Origin of the sequence: Streptomyces lycii (assembly GCF_009735685.1) — a bacterium.
GTDB lineage: Bacteria > Actinomycetota > Actinomycetes > Streptomycetales > Streptomycetaceae > Streptomyces > Streptomyces lycii.
On record NZ_WHPN01000354.1, the window covers coordinates 1 to 18,018 of the forward strand.

The 18,018-nt window shown below is 74.8% G+C and carries 10 protein-coding genes; 5 read left to right on the forward strand and 5 right to left on the reverse strand.

From position 1 onward, the window contains the following. Nucleotides 1–1,391, forward strand: a 1,391-nt coding sequence (locus tag GCU69_RS23455) for a sensor histidine kinase (RefSeq protein WP_156207098.1), incomplete at its 5' end; no start/stop codon positions are given. A gap of 511 nt (nt 1,392–1,902) precedes the next feature. Here the strand turns inward: GCU69_RS23455 and GCU69_RS23460 are convergent. Beyond that, entirely contained in the window at nt 1,903–3,735 is a 1,833-nt protein-coding gene (locus GCU69_RS23460; RefSeq protein ID WP_156207099.1) for a bifunctional metallophosphatase/5'-nucleotidase, read from the reverse strand. Nucleotides 3,736–3,867: 132 nt separating this feature from the next. On the opposite strand from GCU69_RS23460, the gene mshD reads away from it, so the two are divergent. Continuing rightward, nucleotides 3,868–4,794, forward strand: coding sequence for a mycothiol synthase (mshD, locus tag GCU69_RS23465; RefSeq protein WP_156207100.1), 927 nt, complete (start codon nt 3,868–3,870; stop codon nt 4,792–4,794). Between the two features lie 28 nt (nt 4,795–4,822). Here mshD and GCU69_RS23470 read toward each other — a convergent pair whose 3' ends face one another. Then, nucleotides 4,823–8,239, reverse strand: coding sequence for an NACHT domain-containing protein (locus GCU69_RS23470; RefSeq protein WP_156207101.1), 3,417 nt, complete (start codon nt 8,237–8,239; stop codon nt 4,823–4,825). A gap of 501 nt (nt 8,240–8,740) precedes the next feature. On the opposite strand from GCU69_RS23470, the gene GCU69_RS23475 reads away from it, so the two are divergent. After that, nucleotides 8,741–9,550 carry an SAM-dependent methyltransferase gene (locus tag GCU69_RS23475; protein WP_098753107.1) on the forward strand — a complete coding sequence of 270 codons (810 nt, stop codon included), beginning with the start codon at nt 8,741–8,743 and terminating at the stop codon, nt 9,548–9,550. Between the two features lie 513 nt (nt 9,551–10,063). On the opposite strand, the gene GCU69_RS23480 is transcribed toward GCU69_RS23475, so the two are convergent. Further along, nucleotides 10,064–11,185, reverse strand: coding sequence for a CHAD domain-containing protein (locus tag GCU69_RS23480; RefSeq protein ID WP_235978659.1), 1,122 nt, complete (start codon nt 11,183–11,185; stop codon nt 10,064–10,066). A gap of 172 nt (nt 11,186–11,357) precedes the next feature. Next, entirely contained in the window at nt 11,358–13,700 is a 2,343-nt protein-coding gene (locus tag GCU69_RS23485; RefSeq protein WP_235978660.1) for an RNA degradosome polyphosphate kinase, read from the reverse strand. 685 nt (nt 13,701–14,385) lie between these two features. On the opposite strand from GCU69_RS23485, the gene mshA reads away from it, so the two are divergent. Both mshA and GCU69_RS23495 read left to right on the forward strand, forming a co-directional pair. Continuing rightward, entirely contained in the window at nt 14,386–15,666 is a 1,281-nt protein-coding gene (mshA, locus tag GCU69_RS23490; RefSeq protein ID WP_098753109.1) for a D-inositol-3-phosphate glycosyltransferase, read from the forward strand. Continuing rightward, a complete protein-coding gene (locus GCU69_RS23495) occupies nt 15,659–16,180 on the forward strand; it encodes a type III secretion system chaperone family protein (protein WP_098753110.1) in 522 nt (173 codons plus the stop codon). Before mshA ends, GCU69_RS23495 begins: the two co-directional genes overlap by 8 nt. A gap of 148 nt (nt 16,181–16,328) precedes the next feature. Here the strand turns inward: GCU69_RS23495 and GCU69_RS23500 are convergent, their stop codons facing one another. Then, nucleotides 16,329–17,798, reverse strand: coding sequence for an MFS transporter (locus GCU69_RS23500; RefSeq protein WP_156207102.1), 1,470 nt, complete (start codon nt 17,796–17,798; stop codon nt 16,329–16,331). Between the last annotated feature and the right edge of the window lie 220 nt (nt 17,799–18,018).

The following is an 18,018-nucleotide window of genomic DNA, read 5'->3' on the forward strand; positions in this document are numbered from 1 at the left end:
TGCGCACCCGGCTCACCCTGCTGACCGCCGTCGCGGTGGCCGTGGCCGTCGCCGTGTCGGCCTTCGCCTGCTGGTTCCTGACCCGGGACCAGCTGCGGGACGAGCTGGACAACACCCTGCGCACCATCAGCATCCCGCCCGGCTACGTCACCGGCACGATCCGCAACTGCCGTGCGGGCGACCCGACGACCGACGAGGACGTGCTGCCCGGGATCGCCAGCGGCCAGGTCGTCGGTGCGGACGGCAGGCGCTGCGTCGCGCCCAACTCGCAGCCCGTGAAGGTACGGGAGGCCGACACCGAGGTGGCCTCCGGCGCCGCCGACGAGGTGCTGCGGGACGGCGTCACGGACAGCGGCGAGCCCGTACGGGTGCTGACCAAGCGGGTCGCCGAGGGCCCGGACATCCCCGGTTACGCGGTCTCCGTCTCCCGCCCGCTGAGCGAGATCGACGGCGCGCTGGACACGCTCGCGCTGCTGCTCGCGGCGGTCGCCGGGGTCGGTGTGCTCGGCGCCGCCACGGCCGGGCTCTGGATCGCCCGGACCGGTCTGCGGCCGGTGGACCGGCTGACGGGAGCCGTCGAACACGTGGCGCGCACGGAGGACCTGGCGATCCGTATCCCGGTGGAGGGGGAGGACGAGATCGCCCGGCTGTCGCGCTCGTTCAACGCGATGACGGCCGGGCTCGCCTCCTCCCGCGACCGGCAGCAGCAGCTGATCGCGGACGCGGGGCACGAGCTGCGGACGCCGCTGACCTCGCTCCGGACGAACCTGGATCTGCTGGTGCGGAGCGAGGAGACCGGCCGGGTGATCCCCGAGGCGGACCGGCGGGAGCTGCTGGCGTCCGTACAGGCGCAGATCGCGGAGCTGGCGGCGCTCATCGGCGACCTCCAGGAGCTGTCCCGGCCGGACGCGGCGGCTGGCGGCGGGCCGCTGGAGGTCGTCGGGCTGCACGAGGTGGCGGAGCGGGCGGCGGCCCGGGCGCGGCTGCGCGGGTCGGGGCTGACGATCAGCACCCGGCTGGACCCCTGGTACGTGCGCGGCGAACGGGCGGCGCTGGAGCGCGCGGTGGTGAACCTGCTGGACAACGCGGTGAAGTTCAGCCCGCCCGGGGGTGAGGTCGAGGTGCTGCTGTCCGGCGGGGAGCTGGCGGTGCGGGACCACGGGCCCGGGGTGCCGGCCGAGGAACTGCCGCACGTGTTCGACCGTTTCTGGCGGTCGTCCTCGGCGCGCGGGCTGCCGGGCTCGGGGCTCGGGCTGTCCATCGTCGACCGCACGGTGCGGCGCGGCGGCGGGACGGTGCACCTGCGGGCCGCGGAGGGCGGCGGCACGGTGGCGGTGGTGCGGCTGCCGGGCGCGCCGAACCCGCCGCCGGGCACGGCGGCCGAGGGCTGACGACGCAAGCTGCGGTCCGGGGTCCGGGGTCCGGGGTTCGGCGGGACCCGGGTCCGGCGTCCGGGCGGGACCGGCTCCTGCCGGACTCGAACACCCGGGCGAGGCCCCGTACGGGCCCTGAGCCCGACCGGGTCCGACCCGGTTCAGCACCCGGCCCGGCACGTGAGCCCGGGCCCGGCGGCACCTCGCCCTGCCCCCTCGACCCTGCCCCCTCGACACTGCCCCCTTGACCGCGGTCCTTGGCCCCGTCCCGGTCCTGCGGCGTCCCGGTCCTGCGGCGGCCCGGACGTGCGGCGTCCCGGACGTGCGGCGTCCCGGACGTGCGGCGTCCCGGACGTGCGGCGTCCCGGCAGGGATCGTTCCCGCCGGGCCGCCGCACATCCGGTTGTGCTGTTCCGCCGTTCAGCCGTTCAGCCGAGTGGCCGGTCTCACGACCGCCGGGCCCCCACGAGTGCCGATCCACGAGCGTCGATCCACGAGCGGCTCCACGGTCGTGGTCGGGCCGGCCGGCTCACTCCACGACCGTGATCCGGTCGGCGGCCGGCGGTGCCAGCGGCGCGTCCTCGGTCGCGTGCTCCGCGAGGTACGCCTCGAAGGCCTCCAGGTCCGAGCCGCCGACGAGCTTGTCACCGCCCTCCTTGAACACCGCGAAGCCGTCACCGCCGCCCGACAGGAACTCGTTCATCGCGACGCGGTAGCTGCGCTGCGGGTCGATCGGCTCGCCGTTCAGCCGCACCGAGTCCGTCACGATCCGGTCGGCGCCCGACTTGGTGAGGTCGAGCGTGTAGGTGAGGCCCTCGGACACCTGGAGGATCTTCGGGGATGCCTCGTTCGAGCCGCTGACCTGCTGCTGGAGCGCCGTGATCAGCTGCTCGCCGGTCAGGTCGACCGCCGTCATCATGTTGGTGAACGGCTGCACGGTGAACGCCTCGCCGTACGTCACGACGCCGTCGCCCTCACCGCCGGACGCCGCGTGGGTGAGGTCGGCGCGGATGCCGCCCGGGTTCATCAGCGCGATCTCCGCGCCGCCCTTGTCCTCGGGGGCCATCGCCGCCAGCTGGGCGTCGCTGATGACGTCGCCGAGCGGGGACTCGTACGTTCCGGCGCCGCGGCCGGGGATGTCGGCGGTGATGTGACCGATGGGCCGGTTGGCGATCGGGGCCGCCAGCTCGTTCCACCGCTCGACGAGCGAGGTCATGTCGGCGGCCTTGGGCTGGTCGCGCCGCACGACGTGGTTGGCCGACTCGACACCGGTGCGGACGATGTCCTTGGTGCGGCGGTCGTAGGTGAGCGTCGTGTCGGTGTAGAGCCGCCCGAAGGACGAGGCGGAGGTGACCGTGCGCGGATTGCCCGCCGGGTCCGGGATGGTGCAGGCGTACGCCTGGTGGGTGTGGCCGGTGACCAGCGCGTCGACCCTGGGGGTGATGTTCCGGGCGATCTCCGCGATCGGGCCGGAGACGCCGTCACCGGGGCCGGGGCTGTCGCAGTCGTAGTTGTACGCCTTGCTCGCGGGCTCGCCGCCCTCGTGGATCAGCGCGACGACGGACTTGACGCCCTTGCGCTCCAGCTCCTCGGCGTACTTGTTGACCGTCTCGGCCTCGTCGTGGAACTCAAGGCCCTTGATGCCCTCGGCGGACACGATGTTCGCGGTGCCCTCCAGGGTCACCCCGATGAAGCCGATCCTGACGCCCTTGCGCTCCCAGATCGTGTACGGCGCGAGGACCGGTTCGCCGGTCTTCTCGTCCGTCACGTTGGCCGCGAGATACGGGAAGTCGGCTCCCTCGAAGACCCTTCCCTCCTCGGCGCAGCCGTCCTCCGGGTGGCAGCCGCCCTCCTGGAGGCGCTGGAGTTCGGTGCGGCCCTCGTCGAACTCGTGGTTGCCGACACCGCTGACGTCGAGGCCCAGCTTGTTCATCGCCTCGATCGTCGGCTCGTCGTGGAACAGCCCGGACAGCAGCGGGCTGGCGCCGACCATGTCACCGGCCGCGGCGGTGACGCTCCAGGGGTTGCCCTTCCGGGCCTCGCGCAGCGACGTCGCCAGATACTCGACGCCGCCCGCGTCGATCTCCTCGGTGGTGCCGTCCGCGTGCTCGTGGGTCACCCGGCCGGAGGAGCCCGACGGGGGCTCCAGATTGCCGTGGAAGTCGTTGAAGGAGAGCAACTGCACGTCGACCGTGCGGCCGTGGCCCCCTCCTTGGGCGGCGCCCGTTCCGTGCGCGCCCGGCCGGCCGCTGTCGGCACCGGCCGGCACGGCGGCGGACAGCATCCCGGCCGCGGCGGCCAGCACCACCGTTCCGGTGGAGAGTCGGCGCGCGAGGCGGCGCCTTCGGGAGGAGACCGACATCGAGATTCCCCTTCATGGACCCGTCAACAGCTGCTCGGCAGCCTACGGTCAACGCGCGTAGCGTGTCAGGGCCTCCCGGGTAACGAGCAGGTTGCGGCGGAGTGCGCCGGCCGGCGTCGTAGGCTCGGCCCCATGAGTGACGTGGTGAACGGCGTGGGCACGGACCGCAGCATCGAGATCGTGGACGAGGTGTCCGCCGAGGTGTTGCCGCTGGTGACCGAACTGCTCGACGCGGCGGCCCGCACGGACGGGCAGCAGGCCGTGTCCGAACAGGGCCGGCTCCAGTTGCGCGGCGGCGCGCGGGAGGGCGTACGGCACCTGCTGCTGCGCGCGGCGGGCGGCACGCTCGCCGGATACGCCCAACTGGAGGACACCGACCCGGTGGAGGCGCCGGCCGCCGAACTGGTCGTGCATCCGGCGCACCGAACCCAGGGCCACGGCCGGGCGCTCGGCCGCGCCCTGCTCGACGCGTCCGGACACCGGCTGCGGCTCTGGGCGCACGGCGGGCACGCGGCCGCCCGGCACCTCGCGCGGACCCTCGGGCTCAACCTCTTCCGCGAACTGCGCCAGATGCGGATGCCGCTGACCGGCCTCACGCTGCCGGAACCGGCCCTCCCGGACGGTGTCACCGTGCGCACGTTCCGTCCCGGCGAGGACGACGCGGCCTGGCTCGCCGCCAACGCCGCCGCCTTCGCCCACCACCCCGAGCAGGGCGCTCTCACCCAGCGCGACCTGGACGACCGCAAGGCGGAGCCCTGGTTCGACCCGGAGGGCTTCTTCCTCGCCGAGCGCGACGGCCGGGTCGTCGGCTTCCACTGGACGAAGATCCACGCCTCCGAGGGCCTCGGCGAGGTCTACGTCGTCGGGGTCGCCCCGGACGCGCAGGGCGGCGGTCTCGGCAAGGCCCTGACCACGACGGGCCTGCGCCACCTCGCCGCCAAGGGCGTGCCGGACGCGATGCTGTACGTCGACGCGGACAACACGGCGGCCGTCAGCGTCTACGAACGGCTGGGCTTCACGACGTACGAGGTGGACCTGATGTACCGGACGGAGAGCTGAGCCCGGGCCCTCGGGGCACGGGGCCGGTTCAGGAGTCCGCCGGGCCGGGCGGCGTGGCGGACTCCGGGGCGGGCGGCGGCGGCTCGGCGCGCACGGACGTGCGGAAGCGGTCCCGGAGGATGTGCTGCGCGCGGTGGCGCAGCGTGGGCGGCGCCATTCCCATCGCGCGGGGTGTGACCCATTCGACGGCATCGAGGCCCTGGCCGTAGACCTCGTGGCCGATGCCCGCTTCGTGGGCTTCCACCCAGATGGCCAGTCCCTCGTCCGCGTTCCGGCTGCGCACTTCCCCGGCCAGTTCGCGGAGCGCGGATGAGATCTCGTCCAGGTGGGCGACCGGAGGTCTTGCGATCAGCGCAGCCAGTGCCGCCGAGGCCGCCGGCAGGAGCAGATCCGGGCGGGACCCGTCCTTCACCATCCACAGCAGGTCCGCGACCAGTTCGGCAGGCAGCCCGGCCGCGTCGGAGGGCAGCAGGTCGAACACCAGGGTCAGCATCCGCCGGCGGGTCGCCGGGTCCGGCACTGTCATGAGGTGGGCGAAACAGCACGCGTAAGCGCGCGTCAGTTCCGCGTCGGAGCCCCCGAGCCGGAGTTCTCCGCCGCGTCCGAGCCGGCTGGTGAACCACAGGTCGAGCACGGCGTGGGCTGCCGAGGTCGCCGGGGCGCCGGGCCTCGTGGCGAAGGTGGTCAGCGCAGGACCGATCCAGTCGAGGACCGGATCCAGCGCATGGCTCAGGACCGCGTTGTCCGTGCCTCCCGAGACATCCAGCTTGTGCCGGATCTGCTGCCAGTACGGGCGGGACCAGTGGACGAGTCCACCGCCGGCCGGCTCGGAAATCTCGTAATGCCAGTAGAGATCGACCGGTTCCGGCTGCCACGGTGGCGGCTCCGTCTCCACCCGGAGCGCGATCGCCAGCTGCCTGTGACCGTCCTCGTCCCGCTCCCGGTGCATGCTCATCAGCAGCGCGAAGTCCGCCCACTGCTCCTGGTCCAGGGCCGACCGCCACAGCAGCGCCTGCCGGTGCCATTCACCCGCCGGGTCGGGCGAGCCGGGGAACAGCTCGTCCGCCGTGGTGGTGCCGGTGAGGCACAGCGCGAGCAGCACCAGATTGGCGGAGTAGAGGCCGTGCCGGGAGGCGGTGGCGAGCCGTACGGGCTGGTAGCCGGCGTAGTCGTGAGCGGTGCGTTCGCTCTTCTCCGCCAGGACCTTCGGCAGCAGCCGCGCCAGCCGCGCCCGTTCGTCCGGGCCGAGGCGTTCCGTACGGGCCCGGAGGAAGCGCGGCACCTGGCGGGCGGAGAGCGGCGCGAAGGACAGCAGGGCGTACAGCAGTTCGTCGTCGACGAGGGCCGGTCCGACGGTCAGCGCCGATCGGTGGCCGGGCAGCGCGCACAGCACCTGCACGGCCAGCCGGGCCACCAGGTACTCGCCGAAGGTGGCGTGCAGGAACTCGTACGTCGTGAGCGTCCGGTCGTCGCGCACCGCCTGCGCCCGCTGGACGAAGAAGAACCGCCCGAGTGTCCGCTGCGCGTGGCCGAGCGGCGCGCGGAAGCCCGCGCCGCCGGCCGTGGGGCTGCCGAGCAGGGCGGCGAGATCCGCGTCGAGCTCCGTCTCGGTCACCCACTGGCGGCGCCTGTTGTGGATGGCGAAGGCGACGAGGGAGAGCCGTTGCAGCTCCTCCTCGACCCGGTGGGCGGCCTCGCCGTCACCGGGGTACGCCTCCCCGGCCTTGTCGATCTCGCGGGCGGCGAAGGACGCCAGCAGTTCCTCGTACAGCGCGGCCTCGTCCAGCGGGGTGCCGTCCGAGGGTCGGCTGCCACCCTGCTGGAGTGCGTTCCGCCCGGAGTCGTACAGGGCGAGCATCATCAGCAGCAGCGGCTGGGCGGCGAGCGCGGGATGGCGGGCGACGACCTCGGGTGGCAGGGGGCGCAGCCCGTGCGCGGCGAAGTAGGGACCGTTCGTGTCGTTCCAGACGGCCAGCCACTGCTCGGTCTGTTCCGCCCGGAACGGCTCCAGGCGCAGAGCGACCGTGCGCTCCGGGCAGCGCGCCCGGTCGGCGACGGCCGTGCGGCTGGTGACCAGGGCGAGCACGGGGCGGCCCTGTTCGGCCTCGCGCTGCTGGAAACGGGCGACCTGCACCAGGTAGTCGGTCTGGTTCACGCCGGTCGCCTGCAACAGCTCGTCGAAGCCGTCGAGCAGGACGACGGGGACGGCGCCGCCCGCGGACCGCACCAGCTCCGGCCAGGTCGCACGCTCGCCGGTCGCGGCACGGACGGCGTGCTCGATCTGCTCCTGTACGTCGCTCTCGGCGGGCGCCTCGCGCAACACCACGCGCACCGGCAGATACCCGGCGGCGGGCAGCCGGGCGGCGAGCACCTTGGTCAGCGCGGACTTGCCCGCGCCGGGCTGGCCCAGCACGAGCAGGGGGGCCGCGGCCAGCCCGTCGGAGGTGAGGGCCCCGGCGAGATAGCCGGCGAGGTCCGTACGGAGCGGGGCGTCCTCCCACCAGCTCTCGTCGCCCGGACCGCCCCCGCCGTCGACCGCCCGCACCCGGAATCCGGGCTCCAGGTAGATGTCGCCCAGGGTGGGCACGCACACGCCGTCGGCGGAGGTGCGGGTCTCCAGGGCGGGGCGGGCGAGGGCGGCCCGGTGGGCGGTGGCCAGAGCGGCGGCGACGTCCGCCGGGGCGGACCGGGCGGCCAGCCCCTCCAGCAGGGTCTCGACACCGGACAGCGCCCTCCCGAGGACCGCCCGGGTGGCCTGGTGCTCGGTCTGCCAGGACCAGATGGCGAACTCGGGGGCCTGCCCGCACAGCTCGGCGTACAACTCCTCGTACCGCTCCACGGCCGCCCTGGGGACTTCCGCTCCCATGCCGTCTGCGGCGGCCCGGCGGGCCGTGTCGTCCAACCCGTCCCAGACCGACAGGCCCTCGACGAACGACAGCAGCCGTCTCGACAGGTGCGCGTACCAGTGGCCGAGCGAGGTGGCCATCTCCTCGTACGGCCGGTGGGGAGCGGGCCGCGGTGGCGCCACCGCGGCCAGTGCCTCGGCGAAGGCCCGGGAGGAGCCCTCTGCCGGTCCGCCCCGTCCCGCCAGCGTGATCTGCTCGTCCCGGGTCAGCCGCACCTCGTGCAACCCGAACGGCAGCCGCGCCCGCTCCAGCGCCTCGAAGTACGCCACCACCACGATCACCGTGTGCGCCGCCGCCAGGCGCTCGGTGCGCTCCGCGCGCCCGCAGGACCCCAGACGCTCGCGCAGCCCCGTCAGCAGGTCCCGCCCGAGCCCCAGGATGCGGCCCCTGGCGCCCAGTACGTTGAGCACGTCGTCGCTGACACCGCCGGTGGCGGTCTTCAGCACACCGCCGAGGGCCCGGTCCAGCGCGGCCAGCGCGGGCGGATCCCCGCCCAGCAGCACCACGGCGTCCTTGAACGCCAGCGCACCACGACTCATCGGCCCCCCAGCCTCGCGCCGCCCATCCATGGCCCCGCGGCCTTGTACGGAACCACGATGGCATGCCGCTTCCGGCTCCCGCCGGGAAACGGTGGCAGGGCCGCGCGCGACGGGGCGCCGCGATCGCGGGGAACGGGAAGCGGGGGCGGCGGAGCCGCCCGGCATCGCCACCGCCCACGAGCCCGGCGCCCCGCTCCGCCCCGCCCCGCCCCGCTCCGCCCTGCTCCGTCCTGCTCCGCTCCGCCCTGCTCCGTCCTGCTCCGCTCCGCCCTGCTCCGTCCTGCTCCGCTCCGCCCTGCTCCGCTCCGCCCTGCTCCGCCCTGCTCCGCCCTGCTCCGCTCCGTACAGCTCAACGGGCGTGTGCGGCCCGGGCCGACCCGGGGAAACGTCCCCGGGCATGGAGCGCCGGACCACGGTCCCGGGGCGGCCGCGGGCCGGGCCCGCCCCGGCGCGGCGGGAGCGAGCGGGATCGCGGGCCGCGATCCCGCTTAGGCTCGGGACATGCCCCGCCGTGCCGCCTCCGCCCCCCGCCCCGTCGGTGCGGTGACCCGTGGGACCACCAACCCGAACCGGCTGCGCCGGATGGACCGCTGGATCGCCGACGCCCACGCGGCGGCCCTGCGCCGCGCCCCCGGGCCGCCCGTCGCCGTCGACCTGGGCTACGGCGCCGCGCCCTGGACCGCCGTGGAACTGCTCCAGCGGCTGCGCACCGTCCGCGCGGACACCCGGGTCGTCGGCGTCGAGATCGATCCGGCCCGGGTCGGGGCGGCACGCCCGTACGAGCGCGACGGGCTGGTCTTCGTGCACGGCGGCTTCGAGGTGCCGCTGCCCGGCGCCGCGCGCCCGCTGCTGATCCGGGCCGCCAACGTGCTGCGGCAGTACGACGAGACCGAGGTCCGTGCCGCCTGGGAGCGGCTGTGTGCGCGGCTCGCGCCGGGCGGGCTGCTCGTCGAGGGCACCTGTGACGAGATCGGCCGCCGTCACGTCTGGGTCGCGCTCGGCCCCGAGGGTCCGCGCACGGTCACCTTCGCCACCCGGCTCGGCTCCCTCGGTACCCCGTCCGACCTCGCCGAACGGCTGCCGAAGGCGCTCATCCACCGCAATGTCCCCGGCGAGCCCGTGCACGCGTTCCTGCGCGACTTCGACCGCGCGTGGGCGGCGGCCGCCCCGTACGCCGCCTTCGGTGCCCGCCAGCGCTGGATCCGCTCGGTGCGTGCCCTGGCCGCCGACTGGCCGCTCACGGACGGCCCCCGCCGCTGGCGCCAGGGCGAGGTCACGCTCCGCTGGGACGCGTTGGCACCACGGGGCTGATCCACGCGGTTGATCCGCGGTTGGTCCGCGGTTGGTCCGCGGTTGGTCCGCGACGCGGTCGAGTCGCTCGGTCGAGGCGCGCGGTGAGTCGCGAACGCCTGTTCCAGCACGCCGACTCCGGTACGGCTGGTGCCGTACGGCTGATCCGGGGCGGCTGTCACGCGTACGGCAGTCCGGCGCGGGGCTGATGCCGCACGGCTGGTCCCGCGCCGCCGATTCGCGCACGGCTGTTCCCGCGCGGCTGACTCGCGTACGGCCGTCTCGCGCGGGGGCTGGTGGCGCGCGGCTGATCCGGGGCGGCTGTCACGCGTACGGCTTTCCCGCGCCGGGCTGTTCCCGCACGGCTGTCCCGCGCCGCCGATTCCCGCGCGGCCGGCTCGCGCGCGGTCGGGCGGTGGTCACCTCCGCGGCGCGTCTCCCTCGGGCGCGGCCCTCCGCTCCCGGGATCCCGGGCCCGGCAGGGGATCGTCCCGGCCGGTGACGTGCCCCCGGCCGGTGGCCGGCCGGGACCGCTCACACCCCGCCCGGTGACCAGCGCTGCCAGAGGCGGCCGAAGGCGTAACGGGCCGCCTCCACGTCGTGGCGCTGGTCGGCGTGGAGCACGCCGAGGGCGTACGCGGTGGCCGGCGCGATGCGCGGGGTGCGCGCCGCCGTTGCCGCCGCCGCCGCGGCCTCCGCCGCGTCCCGGTGCCGCTTCAGCGCCTGGGCCGCGCCGAACAGCCGTACGGCCGGGGAGGGTTCCTCCGGGTTGTGCGAGGGGGCGTGCGCCGAGGCGTGCGCTTCCGGTCCGCTGTCGTCCCGCGGCGCCTGGTCCAGCACCTCCTGCGCGTACCGGCGCAGCCGGACCAGCAGCCGGACCTGTTCCCACGGGGCGTCCTGCCGCTCGGAGGCGTGCGAGGCCCCCGCCGGATCGTTCGCGGCCAGTCCGTAGCCGAGCGCGTCGGCGTTGTACGGATGCCCGGCCCGGCCCAGCGGCAGGGCCCCGACGGCCTCCACGAGCCGCCGGTGCGCCTGCTCGACCAGCGGCAGCAGCGCCTCCTGTGCCGGACGCCCGGCGGCGGGGGAGAGCGGCACCTCGGACGCCAGCAGCGCGATCTCGTCGGCGACGGCGTGGAAGCGGGAGGAGCCGAGTGCCTGGAGGGCGGCGGTGTGCGCGCGGGTCCGCGCCAGCGTCAACTGCCGCTCCAGCAGCGCCCCGGCGCGCGCCGCGCCCACCGTCGGCGTGTGCTTGCCGGCCAAGTCGCCGGACTCCGCGGCCGGGCCCGGTTCCGTACCGCCCGACAGCCGGTGCAGCGCGCCGCGCAGCCGCTCCAGGCGGGCCGAGCAGACGTGTTCACCGGAGAGCACCCCGGTCAGCCAGGTCAGCTCGGTGCGCAGCGTGTCCGCCCGCTCGGCGTCCGTCAGCGAGCGGTACGTGTGCAGGGCGGCAGCGATCCGCCGGGCCGCGTGCCGCATCTGCCGGGCCGCCTCGACGGCATCGTCCGCGTCCGAACCGCTCTCCCGGTGCAGCCGCAGGCTGCGCAGGAACGCGGTGGCCTGCGCGTGCAGATGCCCGGAGAGCACGTCGCCGGCGGTCGCACCGGGCCGCGCTCCGCCGCCGGGCTCGACGACCAGCAGCGTGGCGGGCACGGGCACGTCGAGCCGCGTGCGGCCGCCGCCCGGCGGTCCGGCGGCCGGGTCGGGCGCAGGACCGGCTCCGCCGTTCGCCCGGCCCGTGAGGGGAGTCGCGAGCGGGCCCCCGGTGCCGGTCACCGGGCCCCCCGGGCCGGGGACGTGCCGCCGGCCGTCCGGGAAGCCACCCGCAGGGTCATGGTGTCGCTGGGCCACGCCGGCGCCTCCGGGCGTCGATGAGCATCTCCTGTACGTTCCGCAGCGGCTGCCCTTCCGCATCCACCGCGTGCCGCGTCCAGTTGCCGTCCGGGCCGAGGTGCCAGGAAGCCGTGGTGTCGGACAACCCCGTCTCCAGCAGCCGGTTCAGGGACGCGATGTGCGCCGGGTCGACGACCCGTACGAGGGCCTCGATCCGCCGGTCGAGATTGCGGTGCATCATGTCGGCGCTGCCGAGCCACACCTCGGGCTCGCCGCCGCCTGCGAAGGCGAAGACCCGGGAGTGCTCCAGGAAGCGGCCGAGGACGCTGCGCACCCGGATGTTCTCGGACAGTCCGGCGACGCCCGGCCGCACCGCGCAGATGCCGCGCACCCACACGTCGACGGGCACGCCCGCCCGCGCCGCACGGTAGAGGGCGTCGATGACGACCTCGTCGACCATCGAGTTGACCTTGATCCGGATGTGTGCGGGCCTGCCCGCCCGGTGGTTCTCGGCCTCCCGCTTGATCCGCTGGACCAGGCCGTCGCGGAGCGACCGGGGGGCGACGAGCAGCCGCCGGTAGGTCTCCCGGCGGGAGTAGCCGGACAGCCGGTTGAAGAGGTCGGAGAGGTCCGCGCCGACCTGCGGGTCGGCGGTGAGCAGCCCCAGGTCCTCGTACAGCCGGGCGGTCTTGGGGTGGTAGTTGCCGGTGCCGACGTGCGCGTAGCGGCGCAGCGTCTCGCCCTCCTGGCGGACCACCAGCGACAGCTTGCAGTGCGTCTTGAGGCCGACGAGGCCGTAGACGACATGGCAGCCGGCCTCCTCCAGCTTCCGCGCCCACTTGATGTTGGCCTGCTCGTCGAAGCGGGCCTTGATCTCCACGAGGACCAGCACCTGCTTGCCGGACTCGGCGGCGTCGATCAGGGCGTTGACGATCGGCGAGTCGCCGGACGTCCGGTACAGCGTCTGCTTGATCGCGAGCACGTCCGGGTCGTCGGCGGCCTGCTCCAGGAACGCCTGCACGGAGGTGGAGAACGAGTCGTACGGGTGGTGCAGCAGTACGTCCCGCTCGCGCAGCGCCGCGAAGATGTCCGGCGCGGTCGCCGACTCGACCTCGGCCAGCCGGCGGTTGGTCCGCGCCACGAACTTCGGGTACTTCAGCTCCGGCCGGTCCAGCGACGCGATGCCGAACAGCCCGGTCAGGTCCAGCGGACCGGGCAGCGGGTGCACCTCGGCCTCGGTGATCTTCAGCTCGCGCACCAGCCGGTCCAGCACCTCGGGGGCGATGGACTCCTCGACCTCCAGCCGCACCGGCGGCCCGAAGCGGCGCCGCATCAGCTCCTTCTCCAGCGCCTTGAGGAGGTTCTCGGCGTCGTCCTCCTCGACCTCCAGATCCTCGTTGCGGGTGACCCGGAACATGTGGTGCGACAGCACCTCCATGCCGGGGAACAGCTCCTCCAGATGCGCCGCGATGACGTCCTCCAGCGGCACGTACCGCTGCGGCGACGCCTCCAGGAAGCGGGAGAGCAGCGGCGGAACCTTGACCCGGGCGAAGTGCTCGTGCCCGCTGACCGGATTCCGCACGACGACGGCGAGGTTCAGGGACAGGCCGGAGATGTACGGGAACGGGTGCGCCGGGTCGACGGCGAGCGGCGTCAGCACCGGGAAGATCTGCTGCCGGAACAGGGTGAACAGCCGGGACTGCTCCTTCTCGGTCAGCTCCGGCCAGCGGATCAGGTGGATGCCCGCGTCACCCAGGTCCGGCAGCACGTCCTGCTGGAAGCAGGCGGCGTGCCGGGCCATCAGCTCCCGCGACCGGTTCCAGATGAGGTCCAGCACCTCGCGCGGCTGGAGGCCGGACGCGGAGCGGGTCGCGACACCGGTCGCTATCCGGCGCTTGAGGCCCGCGACGCGCACCATGAAGAACTCGTCCAGATTGCTCGCGAAGATCGCGAGGAAGTTCGCCCGCTCCAGCAGCGGCGTCGACGGGTCCTCGGCCAGCTCCAGCACCCGTTCGTTGAACGCCAGCCAGCTGCGCTCCCGGTCCAGGAACCGGCCCTGCGGCAGCTCGCCGGCCGACTCGTCGTCCTCCTCGTACGCGTCCGGGTCCGCGTCCAGGTCCGGGTCGAGGTCGGAGACCGCGGCGGCCACGGTGCTCGGGCGGTGCGCCGCGATCGAGCCGACGGTGGGCTGCGTGCCCGCCGCGCCGTCCTCGGCGGGGATGCCGTTCGGGCTCGCGGGCTGTGCGGCGGAAGGCGCCGGTGTCGCCGAAGCGGCCGATGTGGCCGGTGCGGCCGGCGTGGAGGTGGAGGGGACCGATTCCGGAGCGGTGGAGTCGTTCATGTCCTCATTGTTCCGCGCCGCGATCCCGGGCGCCGCACGGCGGGCGGACACGCCTCCGGGCTCACCGGCAGGCGCGCCCGGGGGCGGCGTGGCGGCGGGCCGGACGGCGCGGAGCCGATCGCGGGGGGCCGGCGGGACAGCGGGCTGCATTCAGTGATGCTCGCAAGCAAGTTTGAATGGCCGGTGAAGGGAACATGGCGGCCGGGCAAGCGGGTTCCTTCGCCGGGGTGGCCGGACGGAGCCGCACGGACCGGCCGCGGGGGTCCTGCCGTCCCGGCCGGGCACCGGCCCGGGGAGGCCGGCGCGGGAGCCGGGCCGGCGAGGCACCCGTGGAGAGCACCCCTGAGGCGAGCCCGGGAGCAGCGCCGCCGACGACAGCCGGGAGGCGGGCCCGGGAGCAGCGCCGCCGACGACAACCGGGGAGGCGGGCCCGGGGCAAAGCCCGCACCACCGTACTCCCGGGCGGCCGTACTCCCGGCCCGCCCCGGAGCCGTACCGGCGGCGCCGGAGGCCGCCTCCGGACGACGGCCGTCCGGTGGAAGAAAACCGCCGCCCCGCCGGTTACAGCGGTGAAGGGGCCCACCGCCCCATGTGGAGGAGGTCTGCACCGGTGAGCCATCACGTGTCCTGGCGGAACGGCCCCGTACCCGAACAGCGCTCCCGCGGCGGGGGCGCGCCGGGGAGAATGCGCCGGGCCCGGCGGCCGCGCCGCGTGGCCATGCTCAGCGTGCACACCTCCCCGCTCCACCAGCCCGGCACGGGCGACGCGGGCGGCATGAACGTCTACATCGTCGAGCTGGCGAGGAAGCTCGCCTCCATCGACATCGAGGTGGAGATCTTCACCCGCGCGACCACCGCCGACCTGCCGCCCGTCGTGGAGCTGGCCCCCGGCGTGCTGGTCCGGCACGTCGACGCGGGTCCGTACGAGGGACTGGCCAAGGAGGAGCTGCCCGCGCAGCTGTGCGCCTTCACCCACGGCGTGATGACCGCCTGGGCGGGCAACCGGCCCGGACACTACGACCTCGTCCACTCGCACTACTGGCTCTCCGGCCACGTCGGCTGGTTGGCGGCCGAGCGCTGGGGCGTGCCGCTCGTGCACGCCATGCACACCATGGCGAAGGTCAAGAACGCCGCCCTCGCCCTCGGCGACACCCCCGAGCCCGCCGCCCGCGTCATCGGCGAGACGCAGATCGTCGGCGCCGCCGACCGGCTGATCGCGAACACCGAGGGCGAGGCGGGCGAGCTGATACGGCACTACGGCGCCGACCCGGACGCCGTGGAGGTCGTACACCCCGGTGTGGACCTGGACCGCTTCCACCCCGGCGACGGCCGTGCCGCCGCCCGCGCCCGGCTCGGGCTGCCGCAGGACGCGCTGATCCCTCTCTTCGCGGGCCGGATACAGCCGCTGAAGGCGCCCGACATCCTGCTGTACGCGGTGGCCGCGCTGCTCACGGAGCGGCCGCGGCTGCGCTCGCGGCTCGTCGTGCCCGTCGTCGGCGGCCCCAGCGGCAGCGGTCTCGCGAAGCCGGAGCGGCTGCAGAAGCTGGCGGCCCGGCTCGGCATCAACGATGTCGTACGGTTCCGGCCGCCGGTCGCCCAGGACCGGCTCGCGGACTGGTACCGGGCGGCGTCCGTGCTGGTCATGCCGTCGTACAGCGAGTCGTTCGGGCTGGTCGCGGTCGAGGCGCAGGCCTGCGGGACCCCGGTCGTCGCGGCCTCCGTCGGCGGGCTGCCGGTGGCGGTGCGGGACGGCGGCAGCGGCTTCCTGGTCGACGGGCACGACCCGGCGGACTACGCGCGGGCGCTCGGCCGCTTCGCGGACCACCCCGAGCTGACGGAACGCATGGGCGCGGCGGCGGCCCGGCACGCGGCGTCGTTCGGCTGGGACGCCACGGCGCACGCCACGGCCGACGTCTACACGGCCGCCGCCCGGGAGCTGCGTCACCTACGATCACACCATGGCTGACCTGGACGTGACCGGAACCGTCACCCGCGCCCTGGACGACGCCGGGCTCGAATGGGAGAGCCCGGCCGAGGGCACCTTCGTCGTCAAGCTGCCCGGCACCCGCAAGCTGTCCACCACCTGCTCGCTGGTGGTCGGCAGGCACTCCCTGTCGGTCAACGCCTTCGTCGTCCGCCACCCGGACGAGAACGAGGCCGCCGTGCACCGCTGGCTGCTGGAGCGCAACACCCGGCTCTACGGCGTGAGCTACGCGATCGACCGGCTCGGCGACATCTACCTGGTCGGCAAGCTGCCGCTGGCCGCCGTCACCCCCGACGAGCTGGACCGGCTGCTCGGCACGGTCCTGGAGAACGCGGACGGCAGCTTCAACACGCTGCTGGAGATGGGCTTCGCCTCGGCCATCCGCAAGGAGTACGAGTGGCGCACCGCGCGCGGTGAGTCCACCCGCAACCTGGACGCCTTCGCGCACCTCACCGGCCGGGACCAGGACGGGCCGGGCGCCGCACCGGCGGACTGAGCACCCCGGTACCGGCGGACTGAGCCGCCGCACCGGCAGGCTCCCGTGGACCGGCCTCCGCGTTCCGGCAGACTTCCGCGCCCCGGCGTCCGCCTTCCGGCCGACTTCAGCGGACCGAGCCCCGGCCCCGGGCCCGGCCGGCCCGGTTTCAGGCGGGCGTACGGTCGGCCGTCTCCGGCGGATCGGCGTTACCACCCGGCCGCCCCGGGACCCCTGCCGGTCCCGCCGGTTCCTCGGCGCCTGCCGTTCCCACCGGTCCTGCACTCCCTGCCGGTCCCGCCGGCCCCGCGCGCCCCGCCGGTCCCGTCGATCCCCCAACCCCCGCCGGTCCCGCGGGTCCGGCAGCCCTCGCCGGTCCGGCCGGTCCGGCCGGTCCCGCGCTCTCCCGTTCGAGCAGCGCCGGCCGGCCGGACGGCAGCCGCCGTGACAGCAGCCAGTACCCGGCCGCCGCCACGCTGCCGATCACCGCGCTGGACGCCCAGAGCGTGTCGGCGCCCGCACGGTCGATGACGTAGCCGCCGAGCAGCGGCGCGACCAGTGCCGCCGCGGACCAGGACAGGGTGAACACGCCCTGGTAGCGGCCGCGGCCGTGGACGGGGGAGAGGCGCACCACCAGGCCCATCTGGGTGGGCGAGTTGACGATCTCGCCGAGCGTCCAGACGGCCAGGGCCAGGACGTACAGCGCGAGCGAGTCCGCGAACGCCGTCAGCCCGAAGCCGTAGCCGACGAGCAGTGAGGACACCACGAGCAGCCGGGCCGGGTCGCGGTGCTCGATGAACCGGGTCACCGGGAGTTGCAGCAGCAGGATCAGCACCCCGTTGGCGGAGATCACCAGGCCGAAGTCGGCGGCCGAGAAACCCTCCGCGCCCATCGCGACGGGCAGGGCCACGTACGCCTGCTGGAAGAGCGTGGCGATCAGGAAACTCAGCCCCACCACGGCCATGAAGAGCCGGTCGCGCAGCACCGGGCCCAGCCCGGGACCCGGTTTCGGCCCCGTGCCGGCGCCGGGCTGCGGGGTCTGCTCCGGGCGGGACTCCGGCAGCTTGAGGTAGACGACGACCGCGCAGGCGAGCGTCATCGCGGCCTCGCCGAGGAACAGCGTGAGATAGCCGTGCGCGGCGATGAGGCCCGCGGCGGCGGAGGAGATCGCGAAGCCCAGGTTGATCGCCCAGTAGTTGAGGGAGAAGGCCCGCACCCGGTCCTCCGGGGCGACGATGTCGGCCATCATCGCCTGCACGGCAGGCCGGGACGCGTTGCTGGTCACGCCGACGAGGCAGGCCACGGCCGCGATGGCCAGCGGGTGCTGCACGAAGCCCAGCAGCGCCACCGACACGGCCGTCGACAGCTGCGAGTACAGCAGCGTCGGCCGCCGGCCGAACCGGTCGGTCAGCACGCCCGCGACAACCGCCGCCACCGCGCCGCCGAGCCCGTGCAGGGCGGCGACCAGGCCCGCGTACGACGCCGAATAGCCGCGGTCGACGGTCAGGTACATGGCCAGGAAGGTCGCGACGAACGCGCCGAGGCGGTTCACGAGGGTCGCGGTCCACAGCCACCAGAAGGCGCGCGGCAGCCCGGACACGCTCTCCGTCACGGCTCGCCGGACACCGGACGGTGACATGTCGTGCTCCCCCGTTCGCCGGCAGGCTTGTCAGTAGCAGAATCGTTGACGGAACTTACCGAGGCCGTGTGCCGCGCCGCCAGCGAATATCCGGCGCCGGTGCGCGACCCCGGGCCCCGGCCCCCAGGCGCCCCCCGGTGCCCGCGATCCCGGGACCCGGCCCCGCCCCCGGCCTCGGGCGCCCGGCCCCCGGCCCCCGGTGCCCGGTGCCCGGTCCACG